Source organism: uncultured Roseobacter sp., from assembly GCF_947493125.1.
In the GTDB taxonomy this organism is placed as follows: domain Bacteria; phylum Pseudomonadota; class Alphaproteobacteria; order Rhodobacterales; family Rhodobacteraceae; genus Roseobacter.
The window spans coordinates 225638-249750 of sequence record NZ_CANLQB010000007.1; the positions used below are offsets into that span (position 1 = coordinate 225638).

General features: G+C 64.6%; 17 protein-coding genes. 7 read left to right on the forward strand and 10 right to left on the reverse strand.

All coding sequences use genetic code 11. The features are described 5' to 3' along the window. Positions 1 to 17: 17 nt before the first annotated feature. The 7 genes from Q1A71_RS16550 to Q1A71_RS16580 form a co-directional block, all read right to left on the reverse strand. The gene (locus tag Q1A71_RS16550; RefSeq protein WP_299678750.1) at positions 18 to 821 is read right to left on the reverse strand and encodes a TfuA-like protein; all 804 of its coding nucleotides are present in this window, start codon (positions 819 to 821) and stop codon (positions 18 to 20) included. Further along, on the reverse strand, positions 814 to 2046 hold the full coding sequence (locus Q1A71_RS16555) for a YcaO-like family protein (protein WP_299678753.1): 1233 nt from the start codon (positions 2044 to 2046) through the stop codon (positions 814 to 816). The genes Q1A71_RS16550 and Q1A71_RS16555 overlap by 8 nt, the downstream gene beginning before the upstream one ends. Before the next feature lie 99 nt (positions 2047 to 2145). Continuing rightward, positions 2146 to 5295 carry a multidrug efflux RND transporter permease subunit gene (locus Q1A71_RS16560; RefSeq protein WP_299678756.1) on the reverse strand — a complete coding sequence of 1050 codons (3150 nt, stop codon included), beginning with the start codon at positions 5293 to 5295 and terminating at the stop codon, positions 2146 to 2148. 1 nt (position 5296) lies between these two features. Beyond that, the gene (locus tag Q1A71_RS16565) at positions 5297 to 6424 is read right to left on the reverse strand and encodes an efflux RND transporter periplasmic adaptor subunit (RefSeq protein WP_299678759.1); all 1128 of its coding nucleotides are present in this window, start codon (positions 6422 to 6424) and stop codon (positions 5297 to 5299) included. A 175-nt stretch (positions 6425 to 6599) separates the two neighbouring features. Further along, on the reverse strand, positions 6600 to 9899 hold the full coding sequence (locus tag Q1A71_RS16570) for an error-prone DNA polymerase (RefSeq protein WP_299678762.1): 3300 nt from the start codon (positions 9897 to 9899) through the stop codon (positions 6600 to 6602). 321 nt (positions 9900 to 10220) lie between these two features. Next, positions 10221 to 11687, reverse strand: coding sequence for a DNA polymerase Y family protein (locus Q1A71_RS16575; RefSeq protein ID WP_299678764.1), 1467 nt, complete (start codon positions 11685 to 11687; stop codon positions 10221 to 10223). After that, positions 11659 to 12330 (reverse strand): hypothetical protein, encoded by a 672-nt coding sequence (locus Q1A71_RS16580; protein ID WP_299678766.1) that lies wholly within the window; start codon positions 12328 to 12330, stop codon positions 11659 to 11661. Before Q1A71_RS16580 ends, Q1A71_RS16575 begins: the two co-directional genes overlap by 29 nt. Before the next feature lie 197 nt (positions 12331 to 12527). Between Q1A71_RS16580 and Q1A71_RS16585 the strand changes: the two genes are divergently transcribed. Beyond that, positions 12528 to 13802, forward strand: coding sequence for an Hsp70 family protein (locus Q1A71_RS16585; RefSeq protein ID WP_299678768.1), 1275 nt, complete (start codon positions 12528 to 12530; stop codon positions 13800 to 13802). A gap of 586 nt (positions 13803 to 14388) precedes the next feature. Further along, positions 14389 to 17001, forward strand: a complete 2613-nt coding sequence (locus Q1A71_RS16590; RefSeq protein WP_299678770.1) for a GGDEF domain-containing phosphodiesterase — start codon at positions 14389 to 14391, stop codon at positions 16999 to 17001. A 32-nt stretch (positions 17002 to 17033) separates the two neighbouring features. Here Q1A71_RS16590 and Q1A71_RS16595 read toward each other — a convergent pair whose 3' ends face one another. Beyond that, positions 17034 to 18353, reverse strand: a complete 1320-nt coding sequence (locus Q1A71_RS16595) for a PLP-dependent aminotransferase family protein (RefSeq protein WP_299678772.1) — start codon at positions 18351 to 18353, stop codon at positions 17034 to 17036. Positions 18354 to 18433: 80 nt separating this feature from the next. Here Q1A71_RS16595 and Q1A71_RS16600 point away from each other — a divergent pair, with 80 nt between their 5' ends. Beyond that, on the forward strand, positions 18434 to 19000 hold the full coding sequence (locus tag Q1A71_RS16600) for a DinB family protein (RefSeq protein WP_299678775.1): 567 nt from the start codon (positions 18434 to 18436) through the stop codon (positions 18998 to 19000). On the opposite strand, the gene Q1A71_RS16605 is transcribed toward Q1A71_RS16600, so the two are convergent. Beyond that, entirely contained in the window at positions 18966 to 19292 is a 327-nt protein-coding gene (locus tag Q1A71_RS16605; RefSeq protein ID WP_299678778.1) for a cupin domain-containing protein, read from the reverse strand. The genes Q1A71_RS16600 and Q1A71_RS16605 overlap by 35 nt on opposite strands. 31 nt (positions 19293 to 19323) lie before the next feature. Continuing rightward, positions 19324 to 20004: a GntR family transcriptional regulator gene (locus Q1A71_RS16610; RefSeq protein ID WP_299678781.1), complete on the reverse strand. Its 681-nt coding sequence runs from the start codon at positions 20002 to 20004 to the stop codon at positions 19324 to 19326. A 291-nt stretch (positions 20005 to 20295) separates the two neighbouring features. Between Q1A71_RS16610 and Q1A71_RS16615 the strand changes: the two genes are divergently transcribed. From Q1A71_RS16615 to Q1A71_RS16630, 4 genes are all read left to right on the forward strand, one after another. Continuing rightward, positions 20296 to 21081, forward strand: a complete 786-nt coding sequence (locus Q1A71_RS16615) for an SDR family NAD(P)-dependent oxidoreductase (protein ID WP_299678784.1) — start codon at positions 20296 to 20298, stop codon at positions 21079 to 21081. A gap of 57 nt (positions 21082 to 21138) precedes the next feature. Next, on the forward strand, positions 21139 to 22122 hold the full coding sequence (locus Q1A71_RS16620) for a TRAP transporter substrate-binding protein (RefSeq protein WP_299678787.1): 984 nt from the start codon (positions 21139 to 21141) through the stop codon (positions 22120 to 22122). 67 nt (positions 22123 to 22189) lie between these two features. Then, on the forward strand, positions 22190 to 22726 hold the full coding sequence (locus Q1A71_RS16625; RefSeq protein ID WP_299678790.1) for a TRAP transporter small permease: 537 nt from the start codon (positions 22190 to 22192) through the stop codon (positions 22724 to 22726). Between the two features lie 9 nt (positions 22727 to 22735). Then, on the forward strand, positions 22736 to 24019 hold the full coding sequence (locus Q1A71_RS16630) for a TRAP transporter large permease (protein ID WP_299678793.1): 1284 nt from the start codon (positions 22736 to 22738) through the stop codon (positions 24017 to 24019). Positions 24020 to 24113 lie beyond the last annotated feature (94 nt).

Here is a 24113-nt window from a genome sequence, read left to right on the forward strand (position 1 = left end):
CAGATTGCGCTCTGCGTCTATTCCTGCAACAGCGACAGACCGGCGGTGAGGCGGTAGCCGCCCTTCTCCGCCGTCGCCCGCGCCTGCGCCGCGGCCCGTTGCCGCCAGAGGCCGACGCCTTCGTGCCAAAGCGCCGTCTCCTCGAAATGGGTCTCCGTCCGGGCAGGTGCCGGGGCGCCCTGCGCGAGATGTTGCAGCAAGGCCTCGGCATCCAATCGCTTTTGATCGACCGCATGGGTCGCGATCCAGTGGCGCAGATCCGTCAGCCTGCTGTCGCCGAGCCGAGGCGCCGCGGGATCGGACAGGACGCTGTCCCAACTGCGGGTCTTGTAGAATTGCGCCTTGGCAGATGCCACGAGAGCTGCCTCTTCAGTGGCCTCTATCAGTCCAGCGGCACTTGCAGCGGCCAGCGTCGCGCGGGCGTTGACCATGGCAAGGCTCAGGTTCGGATAGCCCAGGTCGGCCGGGCCATGCAGCAAGGCAACCTCGTCGTCATCGTCCAGCACGCCGTCGCGATAAGCTTCGAAAATCCCACCAACGCCCTGCATGCCGAAGCGCTCCATCTCGGCGGCGCGCAGAGCGCCCATGCTGGAGGCGCCCAGCACCGCGATGCCACGGGTCAGCGCCCAGAGGATCTCCTTGTGCCAGACCGCCGGTGCGCCCTCGAAAAACCCGTCGATGATGGCGATGGCTCCCGGCGCCTCCTGGGCGGCCAGGTAAACGTCGCCCTGCTGGACGGGCGGGCGCAGATCGACGGGCTTCAGCAGCGCGCTGTCCACCCCGGTGATCGACGGGCCCGCAAAGAGGATGATCTCAGGCATCCGCACCTCCGGTGTCTGCGACGGCAGCGGCGCGGGGTCCGGGCACATAGGCGTCGTCGTCGTGGGGCGCTTCCAGGCCGGGGATGATCACGCGCACGACCGGAATGTCGAAGGGCGCGCGCGTGAGATCGACGACGCAGATCTCCTCGATGCCCGCGCCCTGCAGCCGGGATTTGAGCCAGGCCAGATCGGCGTGGAGGTCAGCGTGTCGCGCCCCGGCCCCGCTGTCAAAACGCCTCTGGTGCGGCGGCGGCGGCAGCAGATCGGCAAAGGCGTTGGTTTTGGCAGCACGTCCCGCGGCGGTGAATTCGGCGTGAAAGAGATCTTCGCGGGCGCCGGAGATGTAATTGAGCCGGGTCTGCGCCGCCTCATTCAGCGTGCGATGCAGCGCGATGGTCGGATCCGGGTGGGTGCCGGAGCCAAGACCGAGGTGGCCGGTCTCGCTCTGCGGCTCCTGCACCACCGCCATGAAGCTCGGCACGCCAAGATCGGTGGTGATCTCCCAGATCGCCACGGCGAGCCCGGCCTGTGCAAAGCGCGCCAGAGAGGCGCGCAGGGGCGCGTCCGTGATGCTCTCGGCATCCAGCCGCGTCCGGGCGCGATGCGCGACGGGCCTCGCATGCCAGAGCGCCAGCGCATCGCGCTCGATCACCTCGCAGATGCCGTGGCAGATCGCCTCCATCACGTGGTTGCCGGAGGCCAGACCATTTGTGCTGGCCGGATAGCAGCCCGCCTCCCCGATCGCAGGATAGGTATAATCCGCATGCACCATCTCGAAGGGGACAAGCCGGTCCTCATCGCTCAGAATGTCGCGCGCGGTGATCCAGTGCTGCCGTTCTGTGCGGGGTGGCTGCGGGCGCGGGGTGCGCGGCAGGCGCGCGAGATCGACAAAGCGGTGCCGCGGCGCCAGATCGGCGACGCTGGCATAGTAGAGGGGGCGGTCGATATGCTCGGCATGCCAGATCTCGATGGATTCCATCAGCGCCGAGGCCTTGGCGTGCGCCAGCGACATGCCCTTGCCCTGAGACACCGCGATGGAGCGGGCGTTGGGCCGGATGGCGATCACCACCGGCAGGCCCACCCGGTCGAGCCCGGTCACATTCGCCAGCCGGGTGATCCCGAAGGCGTCCTTGTGCGGCAGGATGCGCGCCAGCGTCTGTTCTGCGGGGCAGATGCGTTGCGAGCCACCCAGCAGTTGTTTTTCGATATGCGCGGTCAGGTCCACCCGGACACCTTCCCTAGATGAAGCCCCTGTTTCAAATCACATCGCGGCGCTCAGCGGAATGGGCATTCCGCCTGCAGTGCACGCGCGCGGCACCGGTTCTCAGGCGTCCTGCGGCACCGTCTCGGCCTTGAAGATCCGGCGCAGCGTGACGTAGAAGACCGGTGTCAGGAACAACCCCAGGAAGGTCACGCCGGACATCCCGAAGAAGACCGCCGTGCCCAGCGCCTGCCGCATTTCGGAGCCCGGACCCGTCGCGATCATCAGCGGGATGACCCCGAGGATGAAAGCAAAGGCCGTCATCAGGATCGGGCGGAACCGCAGGCGCGCGGCGTCAAGCGCGGCATCGACCGGGCCGAGCCCTCGCTCCTCCTGCGCCTGTTTGGCGAACTCCACAATCATGATGGCATTCTTGGCCGCGAGCCCCACCAGCACGATCAGCCCCACCTGGGTCAGCACGTTGTTGTCCATGCCGCGAAACATCACCCCCAGAAGGGCCGCAAGGACCGACAGCGGCACGATCAGGATGATCGCCACAGGCAAGACCCAGCTTTCATAGAGTGCGGCGAGGAAGAGAAACGCAAAGAGCACGGAAAAGGCGAAGATGTAGCTCGCCGTGTCACCCTGGTTGCGCTCCTGGAAGGCCAATTCGGTCCATTGGTAGTCCACCCCCGGCGGCAGCAGGGACTCGGCCAGCTGCTCCATCGCGATGAGCGCTTCACCGGTGGAGACGCCCGGCGCGGCGTTGCCCTGCACCGGCACCGAGACCTGCTGGTTGTAGCGCTGCACCAGTGCCGGCCCCGCCGTGTCCCGCATGGAGACCAGCGTGCCGAGCGGCACCAGCGCGCCCGTGGCCGAGCGCACGCGCAGCGCGGAGATGTCGTCCTCCTCGAGGCGGAACTGCTCATCCGCCTGCGCCCGCACCTGGAAGAGGCGTCCATAGGCATTGTAGTCGTTCACGTAGGATGAGCCGAGATTGATCGCCAACGTCTCGAAGATCGCGCCGATGGGGACGTTGAGCATCTGCGCGCGGACCCGGTCGATTTCGAGGAACACCTGCGGCGAACCTGCGGAGAAGGTCGTGAAGACCCCCTGCACCTGCTCGGACTGCTGCGAGGCGCCCATGATCGCATAGGCCGACTGCAGCACCCGGGTCATGTCGGCGCTTTCGTTCTCGCGCAGCTGCAGCTTGAAACCGCCGCCAGTACCCACGCCCCGAACGGCGGGCGGCGCTATCGCGATGATGAAGGCCTCGCGCAGGCTTTGCATCCGGCCGAAGAGCTGGCCGATGATGTCGCCCGAGGTCAGGCCGCTCTCGATCCGGTCGTCGAAGCTTTCAAAGGTGGTGAAAATCACCCCCTGATTGGTCGCATTGGTGAAGGTCGCGCCCGAAAACCCGGCGAAGGCCACGGCATTCGTCACCCCTGGCGTCTCGAGCGCCACTTCGGTTGCCTGACGGATCACCGCATCGGTCCGCTCCAGCGAGGCACCATCGGGCAGCTGCACAACGACGATGGCATAGCCCTGATCGGCTTCGGGAATGAAGCCCGTAGGCACCTTCTGACTGATCCAGTAGGTCGCGCCCAGCAACCCTACGAACACCGAGAGCGACAGGCCGAGCATGGCCTTGGAGCAGACAAGCCGTTTCACCACGGCCATGTACCCGCGTGTGAGCGCATCGAACCCGCGGTTGAAACCGGAGGCGAGCGGCCCGAACACCCGCGTCCCGATGCTCGGACGGTCGCGGGCCTCTTTCGATTGCAGCAGGATCGCAGCCAGCGCCGGAGACAGGCTGAGCGAATTGATCGACGAGATGACGGTCGCAACCGAGATGGTCACGGCAAACTGGGTATAGAATTGCCCGGTGATGCCCGGCACGAAGGCCGAGGGCACAAAAACTGCAATCAGCACCAGAGTTGTGCCGATGATCGCGCCCTGCACCTCATCCATGGTCCGCGCCGAGGCCTGTCGGGGGGTCATGCCGTCGGCGATGTTGCGTTCGACGTTTTCGACCACGACGATGGCGTCATCCACGACAATCCCGATGGCGAGGATCAGACCAAAGAGCGTGAGCAGGTTCAGCGTGTAGCCCAGCGCCAGCATCACGGCAAAGGTGCCGATCAGCGAGACGGGGATCGCCAACAAGGGAATGAGGGCGGTGCGCCAGTTCTGCAGGAAGACGACGATCACGATGACCACCAGCAGAACCGCCTCGAAAATCGTCTCGTAGACCGCACTCACCGAGGATGCGATGAACTCCGTCGGGTTATAGACCACCTGGTATTCGAGGCCTGCGGGGAAGTCCTCGGCCAGTTCATCCATGACGGCGATGATCTCATCCGCCGAGGCGAGCGCGTTTGATCCCGGCCTCTGGAAGATGCCCAACGCCACGGCCGGCTTGTTGTTCAGGTAGGAGTTGGTGATGTAGGAGCGCGCACCGATCTCGACCCGCGCCACATCACGCACGCGCACAACGCGTCCGTCATCCGACGCCCGCACGATGACGCGCCCAAACTCGCGCGGTGTTTGCAGACGGCCTTGGGTCGTGATCGTGACCTGGAAGGCGCTTTCGCTGTTGTTCGGCGGTGCGCCCAGCGATCCGCCCGACACCTGCACGTTCTGCTCGCGCAGGGCACCGACCACATCACCTGCAGTGAGGCCGAGCGAGGCCAGCCTGTCAGGGTCAAGCCACACGCGAGCAGAAAACTCGCGTTCGCCGAAGATCTGCAGATCCCCAACCCCGTCGAGCCGCACCAGCCTGTCGCGCACCCGCGCGCGGGCATAGTTGGACACGTAGAGCTGGTCGAAACTCTCATCCGGCGAGAGCATGTGCACGACCATCATCAGGTCGGGCGAGGATTTCGTGGTGGTCACGCCCAGCGCGCGCACCTCTTCGGGCAGCCGCGGCTCGGCAATGGCCACGCGGTTCTGCACCAGAACCTGTGCTGCATCAAGGTCGGTGCCAAGCTCGAAGGTGATGGTCAGGCTCATCGCTCCATCTGCCGTCGCGTAGGACGACAGGTAGAGCATATTCTCCACCCCGTTGATCTCCTGCTCCAGCGGTGTGGCGACCGTTGCGGCCACCGTGGCGGCATCGGCGCCCGGGTAACTGGCGCGCACGACGATGGAGGGCGGCGCGATCTCGGGGTACTGCTCCACCGGCAGTTGAAAGTAGGACACGATGCCGACAATGGTCAGCAGGATCGAGATGACGGCAGCGAAGATCGGGCGCGTGACGAAGAAGCGGCCCATCTCAGTTGCCCGCGATCAGGGGCAGATCAATCTTCTCCGGCGTCACGACGCTGCCGGGCCGGGCACGCACAACCCCTTCAACCACAATGACTTCCGAGCCATCGAGCCCGTCGCGGATCACGCGGTAGCCGTCGATGCGCGGCCCCGGGCGCACCTCCAGCGGAACGACGTTGCCCTCGCCGTCGACGCTCATCACCAGGCGCCGGTTCTGATCGGCCACGATGGCCTCGTCGGGGACCAGGATGCCTTCGTAGGGCAAGGAGCCGGGCACGTTCACGCGCCCGAAGAGGCCCGGGGTCAGCACCTCATCGGGGTTGTCGAGGACGGCGCGGATGCGCATGGTTCCGGTGTTCTGGTCTATCCGGTTCTCGGAGAAGTCCAGAACGCCCGTCTGCGGCGGAATGCTGTTGTCGGAGAGGGTGACCTTGACCTCCAGACCACCGCCGCCTTCCTGCAGCGAGACGCCGCGCGCCCGGGCATCGCGCGCGTAGGCAAGGAAATAGCGCTCGTCGATGTCGAAGTAGAAGTGGATCGGGTCGGAGGACACGATGCTGGTCATCACGCTCTCATTGGCCGTCACCAGATTGCCGGGGTCGATCTGGCTGCGGTCGATGCGTCCGGCCATTGGCGCGCGGATCTGAGAGTATTCCAGGTCAAGCTCGGCCAGCTCCACCGCGGCGCGCGCCTGTTCGAGCCCGCCTTGCGCCGCCAGATAGGCCTCGCGCCGTTCGTCCACCGTGCTCTGCGGAATATTGCCGTTCTGGATCAGCGATTGCGCACGCTCGAGCTGCTCGGAGGCAAAATCATAGGTCGCCTCAGCCACGTCGATCTGTGCCTGCGCCTGACGCAGGGCGGTGTTGAACTGCCTGGGGTCGATTGTGAAGAGGATCTGCCCCTCGTCCACCAGGCTGCCGTCGTCGAATTGCACCGTTTCGAGATAGCCCGACACGCGGGAGCGCACGACAACCTCGGCACGCGCCTCGAAACGCCCGACAAACTCGTCATCCTCGACGATGGTCTTGACCACGGGGTTTGCGACGGTGACCGGAGGCGGCTCCTGCTGCGCTGTCGCGGGTATGGAAATCACGATCATGCCGAGGGCCAGAAGCGATGCGGTAAAACGTTTCATAAAAAGAATCCGCCAAATTGTGTCACGCGTCGCCAGATTAATCTGGACGAAGGCAAATGAAAGCAATTTATTGAAAAGCGGAGGAAATAAGCCGGTCGGCTGATGCGAGTGGTGCAAACGCGACCGGGCGGGCGATGATCGTCAGACATTGTGGCCCGAGGCCGTCGGAAACGCGCTAGTGGAAGTCGCGTGACTTGGGAATGATGCGCACATCACGGGGGTGGCGTTGCGCATGGGCGGACACGGGCTTGACCACCTCATCCGCCCGGGCAAGCGGCACTTCGAAGGGGTCCTTCGAGAGCCGGACAAGCGCATCGGTCCGGTCTGACATATGATGCGCGACCACGTGGATCACATTCTCGTCGCGCTGCACCATCCCGCGCACCTCCATCAGCCGCGCCTGCATGATCACCTTGCGGAAGGCGACCATGACCTTGGGCCAGACCACTAGGTTGGCGACACCCGTTTCATCCTCCAGCGTGATGAAACAAACGCCCTTGGCGCTGCCCGGGCGCTGGCGGATCAGCACGATCCCGGCCAGCGATACCGGTTGGCCATTGTCCATGCGTGCCAGATCAGCCGTGGGCGTATAGCCTTGCCGTGTCATGCTTTTGCGCAGGAAGGACATGGGATGTGCCTTCAGGGACAACCGCAGGGTCTGATAATCCGCCACCACATGTTCGCAGGTGGGCATCTGCGGCAGGACAAAGCGGGTCTCGGGCCCTTCATCGCGCGTCTCGGAGAACAGCGGCAAATCGGGCGCATCGCGCAGCGCGCGCGTATCCCAAAGCGCTTGCCGCCGGTCGAGCCCCATGGAGCGGAAGGCATCCGCCGCCGCCAGCTTGCGCAGGGTACCCGCATCGACCCGGGCGCGTTTTTTCAGGTCTTCGATGTCATCAAAGGGGGTCTGGCGCCGCGCCATCATGCGCTCAGCCACCTCCTGGCCCATGCCGTCGACCTGCCGCAGGCCCAGCCGCACGGCAAAGCGCTTCGGAGCGATGGGCTCCAGCGTGCTGTCCCAGTCGCTGTAGTTCACATCCGGCGCGCGCACCTCCACGCCGTGTTCGCGCGCATCGCGGACGATCTGCGCCGGCGCATAGAAGCCCATGGGCTGGGAATTCAAGAGCGCAGCGCAGAACACATCCGGGTAGTAATGCTTGATCCAGCTCGAGACATAGACCAGATGCGCAAAGCTCGCCGCGTGGCTTTCGGGAAAGCCGTAATCGCCGAAACCCTTGATCTGGTTGAAGCATCGCGCGGCAAACTCCGCGTCATAGCCACGGTTGATCATGCGGCCCACCATCTTCTCTTCCAGCTCTCCGATGGTGCCGCGCGAGCGGAAGGTGGCCATCGCCTTGCGCAACTGGTTGGCCTCGTCGGGTGAGAACTCGGCGGCCACCATGGCGATCTTCATCGCCTGCTCCTGGAAAATGGGCACGCCCTTGGTGCGCTTGAGGATGTTCTTCAACTCATCCGGATCGTGCTCCGGCCCCGGTGAGGGGTATTCTTCGTCTTCCTTGCCACTGCGGCGCCGCAGATAGGGATGGACCATATCACCCTGAATGGGCCCAGGCCGTACAATTGCCACCTGAATCACGAGATCATAGAATTTGCGCGGCTTCAGACGCGGTAGCATGTTCATCTGCGCCCGGCTTTCAACTTGAAAGACGCCAATACTGTCGCCCTTGCAGAGCATGTCGTAGACCGCTTGGTCCTCCTGTTCGATGCTGGCGAGGCTATGGGTTTCTCCGTAATGCGCCGCGATCATATCAAAGGCCTTGCGGATGCAGGTCAGCATCCCTAGCGCCAGCACATCCACTTTCAGAATACCCAACTCGTCGATGTCGTCCTTGTCCCATTCGATGAAACTGCGATCGGTCATCGCACCATTGCCGATGGGCACGGTGCGCGTCAGCGGCGTCTCGGTCAGAATGAAACCGCCTACATGCTGGGAGAGATGCCGCGGCATCCCGATCATCTGATCGGCCAGCTTGATCGTGCGCGCCATCAGCGGGTCCTTAAGGTCCAGCCCCGCCTCTTTCGCCTCCGCAGCCCCCACCTCGCGCCCCCAGCTGCCCCAGATCGTCTTGGCCAGCGCCGAGGTTATATCTTCGCTGAGCCCCATCACCTTGCCCACCTCCCGCACCGCCATCCGCGGGCGGTAGTGGATCACGGTCGCGCAAAGCCCGGCGCGGTCGCGCCCGTATTTCTCATAGATATGCTGGATCACCTCTTCGCGCCGTTCATGTTCGAAATCGACGTCGATGTCAGGCGGTTCCTTGCGCTCCTCACTGATAAAGCGCTCGAACAGCAGGTCATTGGTGGCCGGGTCCACGGCCGTGATCCCCAGCACGTAGCAGACGGCGGAATTGGCCGCAGACCCCCTGCCCTGACACAGGATCGGCGGGTCACACTCGTATCGGGCGTAGTTCACAACCTGCTGAATCGTCAGAAAATATTTGGCGATCTCCAGCTTGCCGATCAGGGCCAACTCTTTGCGCAGCACATCCTGCGTCTTCCGTGGAACGCCCTCCGGATAGCGCTGTGCGGCGCCCTGCCATGTCAGCTCTTCCAGATAGTCCTGCGGGCTGCGGCCTTCGGGTACGGTTTCACGTGGGTATTCATAGCTCAGGTCGCGCAGATCGAAGGTGCAGGCATCCGCGACCTCCCGCGTCGCGGCAATCGCATGGGGCCAATCCGCAAAGAGCCGTTTCATCTGCGAAGGCGACTTCAGGTGCCGCTCGGCATTGGCATGAAGCAGGAACCCGGCCCGGGTGATCGTTGTCTTGTGCAGGATGCAGGTCATCACATCCTGCAGCGGGCGCCGGTCGGGCGCGTGGTAGTGCACGTCGTTGGTCGCCAGAATCGAGAGGCCATGCGATCTAGCCAGATCATCGAGACGATTGATCCGCGCGCGGTCGTCCCCGCGGTAAAGATAGCTCGCCGCAATATGGCGCAGGCTGGGCAGCATACGGGTCAGCAGCCGCAGCTCTGCGGCAAAATGGTCCAGATTTGGGCCCGGCAGAGCAATGAGGTGTACATCCTCGGAATGGGCCGCCAGATCGGCGCGCGTGATGTCGCAGCGCCCCTTGGCCTGCCACTCGCCCTGCGGATCCGTCATCTTGCCTTTCGAGAGCAGTTCGCAGAGGTTGCCATAGGCGGCACGGTTGCGCGGGTAGGCGAGGAATTCCTCGCCCGTAACCAGCTGCAGCCGGCAGCCGATGACCGGACGCAGCTTGGCTTTGCGCGCCTCCGCATGGATGCGGACAACGCCTGCCATGGTGTTGAGGTCGGCCACCCCCAGCGCGTCATAGCCCAGGTCATTTGCGGTCCTGGCCAGATCCACCGCATCGGACGCCCCGCGTAGAAACGAAAAACAGGTGGTGACGCCAAGCTCCACGAAGTCGCTGTGCGGATTGGCGGTGAACGCCTCTTCCAGCGTGCGCCGGGGGCGCTGGTTGTCCATCTCAGGCATAGTAACACACCGGGGCCGCGCCCGACGCGAACCAGCGGAGCGGTTGAAGCCGTAGAATGCGCTGAGCGCGCCCTATAGCATTGCAAGATATCCCCCATTGGCTGGTGGAGCAAAGTCCATGCTTACACGCCCCGCCCGGCCAATAGGCCGGGCAGCGCCCGACCTCCCCGTCAAACCGGAGGTTTGCCTTCGGCAAAACGAGGGCGATTTTAACGTGAGCAAGGAGCCAGTCGCTGGCTTTTTTGGAGATGGCAAAAGCAGCTTTGGTGTTGCAAACGCCCTCCGGGTCGGGTGATGCCCTCAGCACGTTGACCCACCCACTCACGCAAAACACCCGTGCACGAACCAGCGCGGATCGCCCCCGCGCCCATCCTCATGCAACCCTTCACGGTAGAGCCAATAGCGGCAGCCCGCCTGATCCTCGATCCGGAAGTAATCGCGCAGCCGCGTGCCGGGCCGGTCGCACCACCACTCCGGCGCGATCCGTTCAGGGCCCGCATAGCGCACCACCCGGTGGGTCTGGCGCCGCCAGACGAACTGCGCAGGCGGACCTTCGGGCACCGCATAGAGCACGCGGATTTCCTCGGTCGGCTGCAAAAGACGGAGGGGGCGCTCCTGCGCGGCCGTGACGGCATCGGCCCCTGCCCCCGCCATCGCGGGCGCCCAGTCTGCCGCCCGTTCCGGCACATGGCTTTGTGTCAGCACCGGCGTCTTGACCGCCTTCGGGCCAAGCCGCGCCGTCAGCCGGTCGATCAGATGGGTCAGCGGCACACCGGCGTCTGAGCCACCATTCAGATGCCGCTGCACCGTCTGGATGGGCTCGATCATCCCCGCCTCCAGGGTGATCAGATCAAAGCCAAAGCCCGGGTCGAGACGCTCCAGCCGATCCTCGAAGAGCCGCGCAAGATGCGCAGGCTCCCGGCTCGGAGCAGCCGTGGCGACCTGCAGCCGGCTGACCTCGCCATCCGTGCGGTAGATCACGAGCGTGAGCCGGCGGCAGCCTGATCCGTCCTGCTCCAGCTGCGCACAGACGTCTTCGCAGAGCTGCGGCAGGTAGGCGGTGGGGTCCTCGATGGGCTCCGGCAGCTTTGCCTGCGCGACGATCCGCGGGCGCGCCTCCACGCTGGCGACCGGTTCGGCCAGATGCCCCATGGCCTGATCAAGCCGCATCAGCGGGTTCGCGTCCAGAGCGCTGCGGGCAAACCGGCGTGTCAGAGAAAGTCTCGGAACTTCAGAAAGTTGCCCGATGGTCTTCAACCCCAATCGCGCCAACAACAGCACCGTATCTGCCTGCAGGCGCAGCGCGGCGACAGGCAAGGGCGCCAGATCGGCGGCACAGGTCTGTTCCGTGGACATCGCGCGCACGGGCCCATAGCGTGCGAGCGCCCAGGCCGCGCCCCAGGTGGGGGCGACTGCCAATCGGGACGTCAGCCCCAGCAGCGACAGGCGCGTTTCCATCTCGATGAGCATCTCGGCTTCTCCGCCCATCAGGTGATCACTGCCGGTGGTCTCGAGGATCAGGCCATCCGCCCCATCCACCACCGTCCAGGGGCACCAGCGCTGCGCCCAGAGCGACAGGCGTTTCAGAGCCTGCGCATCTCCGGAGAGATCGGCATACTCCACCCGCAACGCAGGGCACACCGCGCGCATGTCGACCACGCGCGCACCGATGGCGATGCCGGCCAGACGTGCCGCCCGGTTGGTGGCGTGGATCACCTGCCCGTGCGCCCCTTCCGCCACGAGCGCCACCGGCACGTCTTCAGAGGGCGCGTTTCCGGCGCGCGCCATCGCTTTCTGCCACCGCTCCATCGCGAACTGGGGCAAGGATATGGACACGATCCGCCGCGCGGTCATGGGTCAGAGCCCAGGTACCGGGTTTGCGCATACGGGATTTGAAAAGCTCCGCCTGCCAGCGCGGCGCGCCCGGCGCCTGCGGGTCGTGCGCATGTGCGGCGGACGGCAGCGAGCCCACGCGCCATCGCTCCCGTGCCGCGCTGAGCCCAGGCTCTGCCGCGCGCCGGATCAGCCAACAGGCCACACCCGCCGCCTCGGCCCGCAAGGCCAGCCGCTTTGTTGCCGTGAAGCTGAGCGCAGGCGGTGCGCCCCAGACCTCGCCGATCACAGCCGACAGCGCATGGCACCTCAGCCCCTCTTCCATCGCCCAGAGCACATCGGCAGGGCGGCTCACGGTCACCCAGATCAGCTGCGACTGCTCCCGAATCCCGGGAAGGTAGGGCCGCCCGGCCTCCTTGCACGACACGTGATCCTGCACCCACAAGACAGGCGCGGAGGTTTTCGGCAAGCGCGACAGCACGAACCCGATTGCACCCGCATCGCTCACGGTTTGAGGGAAGACCTCCGACAGGCTGACCTGCTGCACGCGAGGGCGCGCCTGCCCCTTCAGCCGTTTTATGGAGAGATGTGCAGACATGATTCACATAACAACCTTACCAAATGTTCCTGTTATGTTCTACTCGATTCGATCCGGGTTTTCCACTGCTCTCCCGCATATCACCGGCAAGCGCGCCGCAGTCTGGCTTGAGACCTCGCGGATCACGGCACACTGCCCCTTCTCTTCCGCGACCGTCCGCTGTATGTGGAGCGCCCCACTCCACCCTGGTCTCTCCCATGTCGTCCTCCACGCCCCTGGCCATTGATTTCGGCACCTCCAACTCCGCCGCCGCCCTTCTGCGGCAAGGCGCCGTCCACCGCATCCTGATCGAGCGCGGCCAGCCCACTCTGCCCACCGCCGTCTTTTTCCCGGCTGACGAGGGGCCGATGCGGATCGGCTCCGCCGCGGTCGAGGCCCTGATTGCGGGGGAGGAAGGCCGCTTCATGCGGGCGCTGAAATCGGTGCTCGGGCTGCCCTTGATCCAGGAAAGGCGCCTGATCTCGGGCCGTCGCCGCAGCGTGCAGGAGATCATTGCGGCTTTTCTCGAACAGATCCGGCTGCGCGCCGAAGCCCAGACCGGGCACAGGATCACCCGCGCGCTCTCCGGGCGCCCGGTCCATTTCCATTCGGCAGATGCCGCTAAGGATGCCGCTGCGGAACGTGACCTCCGCGCCTGCTATCACGCCGCCGGGTTCGAGGAGGTATCCTTTCTTGCAGAACCCGAAGCCGCCGCACTCGCCGCCGCACGCGGATGGCGGCAGGGTCAGATCGGCCTGATCGTCGATATCGGGGGCGGCACCTCGGATTTCACGATTGTGCGCCAGGACGGCACGCACCCTCGGGTTCTGGCCAGCCATGGCGTTCGTCTCGGCGGCACGGATTTTGACCACGCCCTCTCGCTGTCGCATGTCATGCCGTCTCTGGGTCTGGGGACAGAGGTGCGGCGCGAGATGGGCCCGGGCCTCTTGCCTGTTCCGGTCGCACCTTTTGCCGATCTTGCGACATGGGCGAAAATTCCGTTTCTCTACACACCGGAAACGCGCCGGATGGTGGCAGAGCTGCTGCGGCTCTCCGTCGCGCCGGACCGGCTCGGCCGCCTGGCACAGGTGCTTGATCTCGAGCTCGGTCATGACATCGCCTTCGCAGTCGAGGCCGGGAAAATCGCCGCAAACGCGGGTGAGAAGGGGGCCGCCATCGACGTGTCCTTCATCGAGAGAGATCTTGCGCTGCCACTGACCCGCACCGCTCTCTCGGCCACGCTTCGGCCCCACAAAACGACAATCGCCGCTGCCCTGCACACCACGGTGGAACGTGCTGGCCTCCGGGCTGCGGAGGTCGATCACGTGGTGCTTGTGGGCGGCTCCAGTCTGATGTCGCTGGTCTTGGAGGCTGTGCGCGACCTCTGCCCGGACGCCGAGATTGAGCATGCGGAGGCCTTCACCGCCGTTGTCGATGGGCTGGCCCTCGCCACCGAGATGCGGGCACCCTCCGGCGCGCCGCACCCCTCCTGACGTGGGCGCTCTTCGACATAATAGCCCCAAATTGAGTCAATCCTGACAGGCTTGAGCCACCGCTCCACCACCAAGGCCGGCACAGCCCTGCCCGGTCAGGATCTCAGGAAAAGCCCCGACAGCCATAGCCACTGCGGGTCGTAGCACTCTGGTATCAAATGGAAAAACGGCATTCCAACGACGCACGCACCGACGCGCCATCCGTCCCAAAGCCCTGACATGGCCGACGGCTGTGCCTCTCTGCAGAGCACGGCCGCCCGACCGACCGCACCCGGATGCCGCGGATCAGGGCCAGCTCACTTCACAACGCCTTAACCGCGCGCTGGTAGCCATCTGGTCAGTCGTTATACGTCGTTGGTTCGGGGTTTTGAGGGAACGCATGCACAGCTCAGCGCGACAGGTGCAGCAGCACATCGGGCTGCCCTCCGGGTATCGCCGCAGCACATCGCTGCGCGGTGCCCTGCCCCGAACCACCGCCTCCCGGCGCGCCACGCCGCGCGACGGTTGGGCTGTTCTCATCTTCGATCTCTGGCGCACTCTCACCCTCAGGCCTCGGCCTGCCCGGTCGGGCGCGAACTGACGGCGCATGCGGCAAATCAGCTTCACCACCCGGTTTCTGAAACTGACGTTCATCGGGTATGTCTTTTCGGTCATGTGCGTCGCGGCGGCCATCTGGTTCGCCTCGGCGCCGGCCCTGCACCAGATGCAGCAGGACGCCAAGCGGGCGCATCTGGAGACAAAAGCAAACGTCATCGGCAGCATTCTTGACAGTCTCCTCGACGACGGTGAGTTTGTCGCCCGCTCGCCTGATCTCATCGACTATCTGATGGGGTTTGAAAGCCGGCCTGCCCGCGCCACAAGCGCTCTGCTGCGGCTGCAGAACGCCACCAACGTCCGCCTGATCAATTCAGCTGGCAGGGTGATGTTGTCCGTTGGCGAAGATGAGGCCCCGTCGCCGTTTCTCCCCGTCGAAGCGCTCGAGGGTATGGCCGCAATCAAGGAGGGGCGCGCGCCCATCGCGCCGCGGATCTCCTACCGGCCTGCGGGCAGCCCCTATGTCGCGCATTTTCTCATCACAATTCCGGTTGTTTCCACCGGGATCTTCGAAGGTCTGCTGGCGTTCGAGCGTCGGCTGGATCTGACCCATGTTCTGAGCGCGGGCGAAGATGCGCCCAAGACGATCATCGCCACCACCTTTCAGAAGACATACTGGGAAGAGTGGCATCGCGGCACCGGCTCAACGGTATCGACACAGATGCCGGGGGCTGATTTTCACCTGATCGTCGACACCGATGCGGCGGCCATCCAGACCGTCGGCCGCAACCTCGTCCTGACGGGGATTCTCGTGGCTCTGCTGGCCCTGATCCTGCCCTTTGGATTGATGGCCGCCTCGGGCATGCGCGCCATCGTGCGCCCGCACCAGGAATTGGAGAGGTCGCGCAAGGTGCTCGCCATTCAACAAGGTGAGCTGGCCGAACTGGCCCAGATCGCACAGCTGGCACGCGAAAGCATCATCGTGACCAACGAGGAGGAGCGCATTCTGTGGGTCAACAATGCGTTTACGGAACTCACCGGATATACTCAGGACGAAGCCGTCGGCAAACGCCCGGGAGAGCTTCTGCAAGGTCCGAAAACAGATGCGGACACACGGCACGCCCTGCGCAAGGCCATCCATGCGGGACATGCGGTTCAATCCGAAATACTCAACTATCACAAAGACGGCACGCCCTATTGGATCAATCTCGGCATTTCACCGCTCGACGTCTCCGCAAAAACCGGGCGCCGCTTTGCCTCCATTGCCACCGACATCACCAGCGCCAAGGAGGCCCAGAACAAACTGGCCGAAGCAAAGGCGGCCATAGAGAAGCAATCTCTGCATGACGCGCTGACCGGCCTGCCCAACCGCCGCTTTCTCGACGGTATACTGGAGACCGAGGTCACAGATGCCGACCCGCCACGCACGTTGATCCGCGTCGACCTCGATCATTTCAAAAACGTGAACGACACCCTCGGCCATGGCGCCGGGGATTTTGTTCTACAGCAGGTCGGCGCCATCCTGCGAAACGGGATACGGCCCGGAGACATCGCCGTGCGGATCGGTGGCGACGAGTTCGTCATCCTGCTTGCGGCGGGCGCTAGCACCTCGGAGGCCACGCAGATGACGGAGCGGCTGCTGGAGCAGATCCGCGAGGAGATGAATTTCGAGGGCAGGATCTGCAGGGTCGGGGCGAGCTTCGGCGTCGCCTCCGCCATCGGTGGCCTGATCGGAAACGGCGATCTGCTCAAAAGTGCGGACTCCGCGCTCTATACGGCCAAGGAACTCGGGCGTAACACCACAACCGTCTACACACCCCAGCTGCACAGCATCGTGAACGAAAAGCGGATGCTCTCGGCGGAAATCGAAGGGGGACTCAAAACCGGAGAGTTCCAGCCCTTCTTTCAGCCCCAATTCGACGCGCAGAGCCAGGAGTTTGTCGGGGTCGAAGCCCTTGCACGCTGGCATCACCCCACCCGCGGTCTGCTGACACCTGCCCAGTTCTTGCGGGTGGCCAACCAGCTGCGGCTCACCCCGGACATCGACCGGCAGATCTTCCGGGCCGGGCTCGACGCGCTCTGCCGTCTGAACGCGGAAGAGCTCTTCATCCCCAAGATCGCCTTCAACATGGACGTGCATCAACTGGTCAACACCCGGATCGAGGACATCGTGACCGGATATGATCTCGGCGGCTCCCGCATCGCGCTCGAAGTGCTGGAAAGTGTTCTGGTCGAGGAGCAGGATCACAACTTTCTCGAGCGCATCGACAGCCTCCGCAAGCAAGGATTCCAGATCGAGGTGGATGATTTCGGGTCCGGACACGCCTCGGTCATCGGGCTCAAGCACCTCCGTCCGCATGTGATGAAGCTCGACCGTATGCTCGTGCAACCCGTCGACAGGGACCCGACCGCGCGCGCCCTGGTCAGGAAGATGATCGAAATGGGCAAGGCGCTCGGAATCTCGGTGACAGCCGAAGGGGTCGAGACGGCGGAGCACGCCGCGATCATGGCGGATCTGGGCTGCGACACGCTGCAGGGCTTTTACTTCGCAAAACCGATGGATTTCGATCAGTTTCGCACCTTTGCCCTCGACGCCTGCGCCGATCTGAGAGAGCGGGCCCCCTCCGTCGCGGCCCATCGCGAGACGCGGCAAGACAGCGGCTAGCACACTACGACCGCCTCGCCCGGCAGCGCAGGTCAGTCGCCACCCTCCGTCGCGAGGCGCGCGACCTCCTGCAGCGCAAAGCGCCAGGTCGCCAGATCCACAGCCGAGAACGCAATCCGCACCCCCGAGGGCGCAGCCCCCGGCGTCACTGCAAAGGCGCGCCCCGGCGCGACCGCAATGCCGACCTCGGCACAGGCAGCGGCAAAGCTCTCCCCGCGCCACCGAGGCGGCAGCGCGATCCACCCGTGCAGGGCGTCCGGCCCGCCGGTGAACGCCAGGCGCGACAACGCCGTCTCGGCAATGGCAAACATCTGCTCCGCCTCGCGCCGCTTCGCCGCCTCGATGCGGGCAACGAGGCCCTCGTCGATCCAATGCTGCGCAAGAGCAACCGAGAGCGCCGGCGCCATCCACCCGCCTGCCCGCAACGCCCGCGCCACCGCCGCATGGTGGCGGTCCGGTGCGGCGATCAAACCGACCGACAGGCCGGGCATGAGGCGTTTGGAGAGGCTGTCGATCTGGATCACATGGTCCGGCGCCAAGGCGGCCAGCGGCGCGGTTGGTCGCAGAAACCCATAGACCCGGTCCTCAATCGCGGTGAGATTCTCCCGCCGGAGCACATCGGCAACAGCGGCCCGCCGCGCCTGTGACATGGTCAGGACCAGCGGGCTCTGCAGGGTCGGCTGCAGATAGACCGCATCCACACCACGCCGCGCGGTCTGCGCCAGCGCGTCGGGCATCACCCCCTCCTCATCGAGCTGCAAAGGAACCAGCTCGATCCCCATCAACCGGGCCGTGGCAATCGCATAGGGATAGGTGAGCGCCTCGACGGCTATCCGCCCGCCGCGGGGTGCAAGGGCGGAAAAACAGGCGGAGATAGCCTGTTTTCCGTTTCCGGCGCAGAGCAGACACTCGGGTGAAACCGAATGCCCGCGCGTGCCCATCAGCCCGGCCAAGGCCCTCATGGCGCCCATCGGTCCAGTCACCGACGAGGGAGCCGCGGCCCAGTCCGGCAGCTCCGATCTGAAGAACTGCGCTGTCGAGGCCGCGATGTCGCACCGCGCCTGCGCACTCAGTCGGAACATGATTTCAAGGTCTATTCCGGCCCGCGAGGGTTCCTGAACCGCCGGATCCAGCGGCGCAAACCGGTTCGCCACATAGGTCCCGCGCCCCACCTCCCCCGAGACGAGCCCGCGGTTGCGCAACTCTTCGTAGACCCGGCTGGCGGTGGACACCGCAATCCCCTGCTCATAGGCGAACCGGCGCTGCGGCGGCAGGCGCGCCCCGATGGGCAACTCACCGGTCGCAATCCGGGCGGCGATCCGATCGGCAAGACGCGCATAGGGTTTGGGCATCAAATTGCTCCGAGAACAATGTAACTGTTGATCGGTGCAATATGATTTGTCAAACCGGGCCCACCTAAGGAGGCCACACCATGCCCGATCTGTCTCTGGTACACCGCATGACCGCCTATATGGCATGGGCAGACGATGTGATGCTCAAGAACGCCGAACAGCTCGACGAAAGCGCCCTCATGGCCCCCCATGACACGCTCTTCGGCAGCATCTCGGGCACCTTCGACCACACGTTGGTGGTTGCCGAGATGTTCCGTGCGCACCTGGACGGCGGCACCCATCCTCATGTCGCGAGGCGCCGCAGCGACGCGCTGCCCTTCCGGGAGGTGGCCCGGCGCCTGCGGGAGATGAACGCTCATTATGTCGATCTGGCCCGCCGATGGACCGAGGCAGAGCTGTCCCAGATCATTCACTTCGAGTTTGTCGGCGGTGGCACCGGGGCGATGTCGCGCGAAGACATCCTGCTGCACCTGGTCAACCACGCCACCTATCACCGCGGCTTCGTCAGCACATTGCTGTTTCCGCAGCGGATCGCCTTCGCACCCAACGATCTGACGGTTTTTTTGCGCGACGTCTGGCCAGACCTGGCCGAAACCGCACAAGGACAACCGCTCAGGCCGGCAGAAAATCCGCGCGGCGCGGCGTAAAGCAATCGATCAACTCGCCCGGCGCTTCACACAGGCACCCATGGCGCGCGCCCGAGGGGATCACGAAACTGTCTCCCGGCCCGACCACACGGTGCTCACCACCGATGGTGAAGCGAAAGCGGCCGGATTTCACATAGGTGGACTGCACGTGCGGGTGCGCATGCAGCTGCCCTTCGGCCCCCTCTTCAAACCGGAAGGACACCACCATCAGGTCCGGGTGATCGGCCAGCACCTGACGGGTCACGCCGGGATCGGTGGCGACAATCGCAAAATTCTGATGACATGGGAACACCTCCTGTCCTTCTGCGAGGAACCCTGGCCCTCTAGTCGAAGAGATCCGCATGCTTGCGGTGGATCTCGGCAATGGTGTCGTCGAGACGGGCCAGATGCCGCCGTGCCGCTGCCGTCGCCCGCGCCGCATCCCGCTCCATCAGCCCGCTGGCGATCTCCTGATGATCCGCAAAGAGGGTCGCGGCCTCGCTTGCACGCCCCAGACTGAGGACACAGAGCCGGTCGATCCTCTGCTTGCATTCCTCGATGGTATCAAAGGCCAGAGGATGCCCCCCCAATTCGCAGATCAGCTTGTGAAACTCATAGTCCAGCACATGGAACGCCTCGGGATTGCCGGTCTCGATCACCCGCTGCTGCTGATCGAGATTGCCCTGCAGAGCCGCCTGCCGGGGGCTGTCCCAGACCGCGCAGGCGCTCCGGATCACCTCGAGTTCGACGGCGAGCCGCACGAACCGCGCATGATCAATCCGCTCCCGTGAAAACCCCCGGACCTTGGTGGCTTTCTGCGGTCGGATGACCAGCAGATCCAGACTTTCCAGACGGGTGAACGCATCGCGCACGGGTTGGCGCGACACACCGAACCGGCGGGCGATCTCGGCCTCGGACAACTTGGCCCCCGGCAAAAGCGCCAACGAAACGATTTCGTCCCGCAATTGATCAAACACCAGATCCGTGGTGGTCCGTCGCTCCAGTACGTCAGAGATGTCCGGCATTCCGATCCTCGTCGTTTGCGGCGTTCCAAGCAGGAGGCCCGATCTTGCAGAGCCCGCGCCTGCAGTACCTTGCGCCTGTGGCCCTTCGATGACCGCATCGGTGATCCTGGCCAACAATACGTCTTGACAATACTAGTATACTAGTCGTCTAAATTAACCAAGGCCATTTTCACATTGATCGCGAGTGGCCAAACCAAGGTGGGTCCCAAGGGGGGAGCCAGGCAACCTCCGCGCCTGCGGAGAGGAACGGGCCGCATCACTGCGGCACCGGATGGATGGAAAGGACCGGCCATGAGCCAAGCAGCACCCGCCCCGGAGACCACCGCCCGCACGCTTGCGGGGAAAGTGGCGCTCGTCACCGGCGGAGGGCGCGACATCGGGCGGGCCTGCGCCATGCGCCTGGCCGCCGCCGGCGCCGCCGTTGCCATCAACTATCACAGCTCTGCCGAGGGCGCCGACAGCGCCGTCGAAGAGATCCGTGGCCGGGGCGGGCAAGCGCTGGCGCGGCAGGGCGATATGACCTCGGACACGGATGTGGCCGCGCTAGTAGAGGATACGGCACAAGCCTTCGGCGGAGTCATCGACATTCTGGTGCATGTCACCGGCGGGCTTGTCGCCCGCAAGACCATCGCCGAGATGGACGTGGCGCATTGGAACCGCGTGATGGATCTCAACACCACCTCTTTCATGCGCGTGATCAAGGCGGCCTTGCCATATATGTCGGACGGCGGGGCCATTGTCAGCTTGGCCAGCCAGGCCGGTCGCGACGGCGGTGGGCCCGGCGCCGTGGCCTATGGCGCGTCAAAAGGCGCGGTCATGACGATGACCCGAGGACTGGCAAAGGAGCTGGGGCCCAAGATCCGCGTCAACTCCGTCTGCCCCGGGATGATCGACACCGATTTTCACAATGTCTTCACCAAGGACGAGGTGCGCAGCCACGTGGCCAACATCACCCCGCTGAAACGCGAAGGCACCTCGGAGGATGTGGCCAATCTGGTCGCCTATCTCGCCTCGGAGGAGGCCGCCTTCATCACCGGGGCCAATATCGACATTAATGGAGGGCTCGTCTTTTCATAATCGGCTTCGGCCAACACTCTGAGGCCATTGGCCCAGGATCCAAAGGGAGGAACCAACATGTATCAGAAACTATCAACAACCTTGCTCGGGGCCGCGGCGGCGGTCTCTCTGCTCTGCAGTGTCGCCAGCGCCGCCGATTGGCGCGGCTGGAACATCCACGCGGACGGCTATCCCAATACGGTCGCCATGGACAAGTTTGCCGAGCTTCTGGAGGAGAAGACCGGCGGCGAGATCTCACTGCAGATGTTCCACGGCGGCACATTGGGCAGCCAGCCCGACGCCATCGAACAGGTCCGGCTGGGCGGGCTGGAGATCGGCAACTTCAATCTTGGGCCCATCGGCCCGATCGCGCCGGAGGCCAACGTCGTCTCGCTGCCCTTCATCTTCAAGGACGTGCCGCACATGTTCCGCGTGCTGGAGGGCGAAGGCGGGCAAGCCATCGCCGACGGTATGGCCGCCAAGGGGCTTGTGCCGCTGGCCTGGTATGACGCCGGCGCGCGCTCCTTCTACAATGGCGCCAAGCCGATCAATGCCCCCGAAGACGTCTCCGGCATGAAGGTACGGGTCATGAACAACGACCTCTACTCCGGCATGATCTCGGAACTGGGCGGGAACCCCTCGCCCATGGCCTTCGCCGAGGTCTATCAGGCGCTGAAAACCGGCGTCGTGGACGGGGCCGAAAACAACTGGCCGTCCTACGAATCCACCGGGCATTTCGAGGTCGCGGGCTACTACTCGCTCAGCCAGCACCTCATCATCCCGGAGTGCATCTGCATCAACGCCGACGTCTACAACGGCCTCTCTGATGAGATGAAGGCGGCGGTGACGGAAGCGGCGGTGGAGTCAGCAGCTCTGCAGCGCGATCTCTGGGCAGCGCGCGAAGCGACCAGCCGCAAGATGGTCGAAGACGGTGGCGTCGTCGTGAACGAGATCGCCGACAAGGGCCCCTTCCAGGAGGCGATGACGCCGGTCTACGAGACCTATCTCGCCAGCAATCCGGACTTGCGCCCGCTGGTCGAGATGATCCAGACGACCGACTAGGCACCCGGCCTGCCTCTCGCGTCCGCAGCCTGGCTGCGGGCGCTTCTTTCACATCAGGAGAGACGTGATGACGGACCAGCCTGCCCGCCCGAAGCCGCCGGCCATGCTCTCTTCGATGGATCGGGTCCTCGACGCGATCGCTGCACTCTGCCGGCTGATCACGGGGCTGTCTCTGGTCACGCTGACCGTCATCTTCGGCTGGCTGGTTTTCGGCCGCTACGTCCTGAACGCGACGCCCACCTGGGTCGAGCAGGCCGCGCTGCTGCTGGTCATGACCATCGCCTTTCTCGGCGCCGCCGTCGGCATTCACGAAAGCACGCATCTCTCCGTCACCGCCTTTCGCAGCATCGTGCCGCGCTGGATGCGGACGGTGTTTGTCGTCACGACGGATCTGCTGCTTGCTGGCTTCGGGCTCCTTTTGCTCTGGCAGGGCACCAAGCTGACGCTGTTCAAATGGGGCTCCATGATCCCCCTCATCCAGTTGCCGGAAGGGCTGCGCTCGCTGCCGCTCACGGTGGGCGGCGGGCTGATCCTGCTCTTCACGGTGGGCCATCTCCTGCGCCTCGCCACAGGCCATGACAATCGCAGCGACACCATAGGGTAGGATTTTTCGGTGGGCCTTTTTGTTCTTCTGGGCATCTTCGCCCTCTGCGTGATCATCGGTGTGCCGGTGGCCTTTGCGCTTGGCATCTCGGCTCTGGCCGCCTTCTGGTTCGAAGGGCTGCCGCTGATGATCGGGGTGCAGCGGATCATCTCGGGCATCAACGTCTTCTCGCTGATGGCGATCCCCTTCTTCATCTTCGCGGGCGAGCTGATGTTTCACGGCGGCATCGCCGCGCGCCTCGTCCGCTTTGCCTCTGCCGCGGTCGGAGCCGTGCGCGGGGGCCTCGGCATCGTGAATGTCTTCTCCTCCATGCTCTTCGGCGGCATCTCCGGCTCCGCTGTCGCCGATATCTCGGCGCTGGGGTCGATCCTGATCCCGGTGATGAAGGAAAAAGGGTATGACGCCGATTACGCGGTGAACGTAACCGTCACATCCTCCATCGCGGGCATCATCATCCCGCCCAGCCACAACATGATCATCTTCGCCATCGCGGCGGGCGGTGGCATTTCGATCTCGAAACTTTTCCTCGCGGGCGTTCTGCCGGGCCTGCTGATGTGCCTCTGCCTCGCGGTCGCTGCCTATCTGGTCGCGGTGAAACGCGGCTACCGCGCCGAAGTGTTCCCGGGCTGGAGCAGCCTCGCGCTCAGCTTTATTGCCGCCATCCCGGGCCTCTTCACCGCCGTGATCATCGTCGGCGGCGTGCTCTCCGGCATCTTCACCGTCACCGAATCCGGCGCGTTCGGCGCGATCTATGCCTTCGTCGTGACCCTGTTCGTCTACCGCAGCATCACATGGGCCAGCTTCCGCACCGCGGTGGCGCAATCGGTGCGCACGACCGCGATGGTGATGATCCTGATCGCCTGCGCCGGGGCCTTTGCCTATATGCTCACCTTCTACCGCGTGCCCGACAAGACCGCAGCCCTGCTCACCGGGCTCACCGACAACCCGATCCTGATCCTGCTGATGATCAACGCGGTGCTGCTGATCCTCGGCATGATCATGGATATGGCCGCACTGATCCTGATCTGCACGCCGATCTTCTTGCCGGTGGCGACCAGCCTCGGGATCGACCCGCTGCAATTCGGCATGATCCTGATGGTCAACCTGGGCCTCGGGCTTTGCACGCCGCCCGTCGGCTCCTGCCTCTTTGTCGGCTGCGCCGTGGGCAAGCTGCCGATGGAAACCGCCGTGCGCACCATCTGGCCGTTTTACCTCGCGATCTTCGCGGCGCTGATGATGATCACCTTCATCCCCGCCGTGTCGATGAGCCTGCCGACCCTGCTCAGCCCCTAGAACTGCGCGGACATCCGCAGCGAGATCCGGGCCTCGGTGACGAAGTCATGCGTGAGAAGCGTCTCCCCCGCAGCCCGGCTCTGCGGCCAATCCG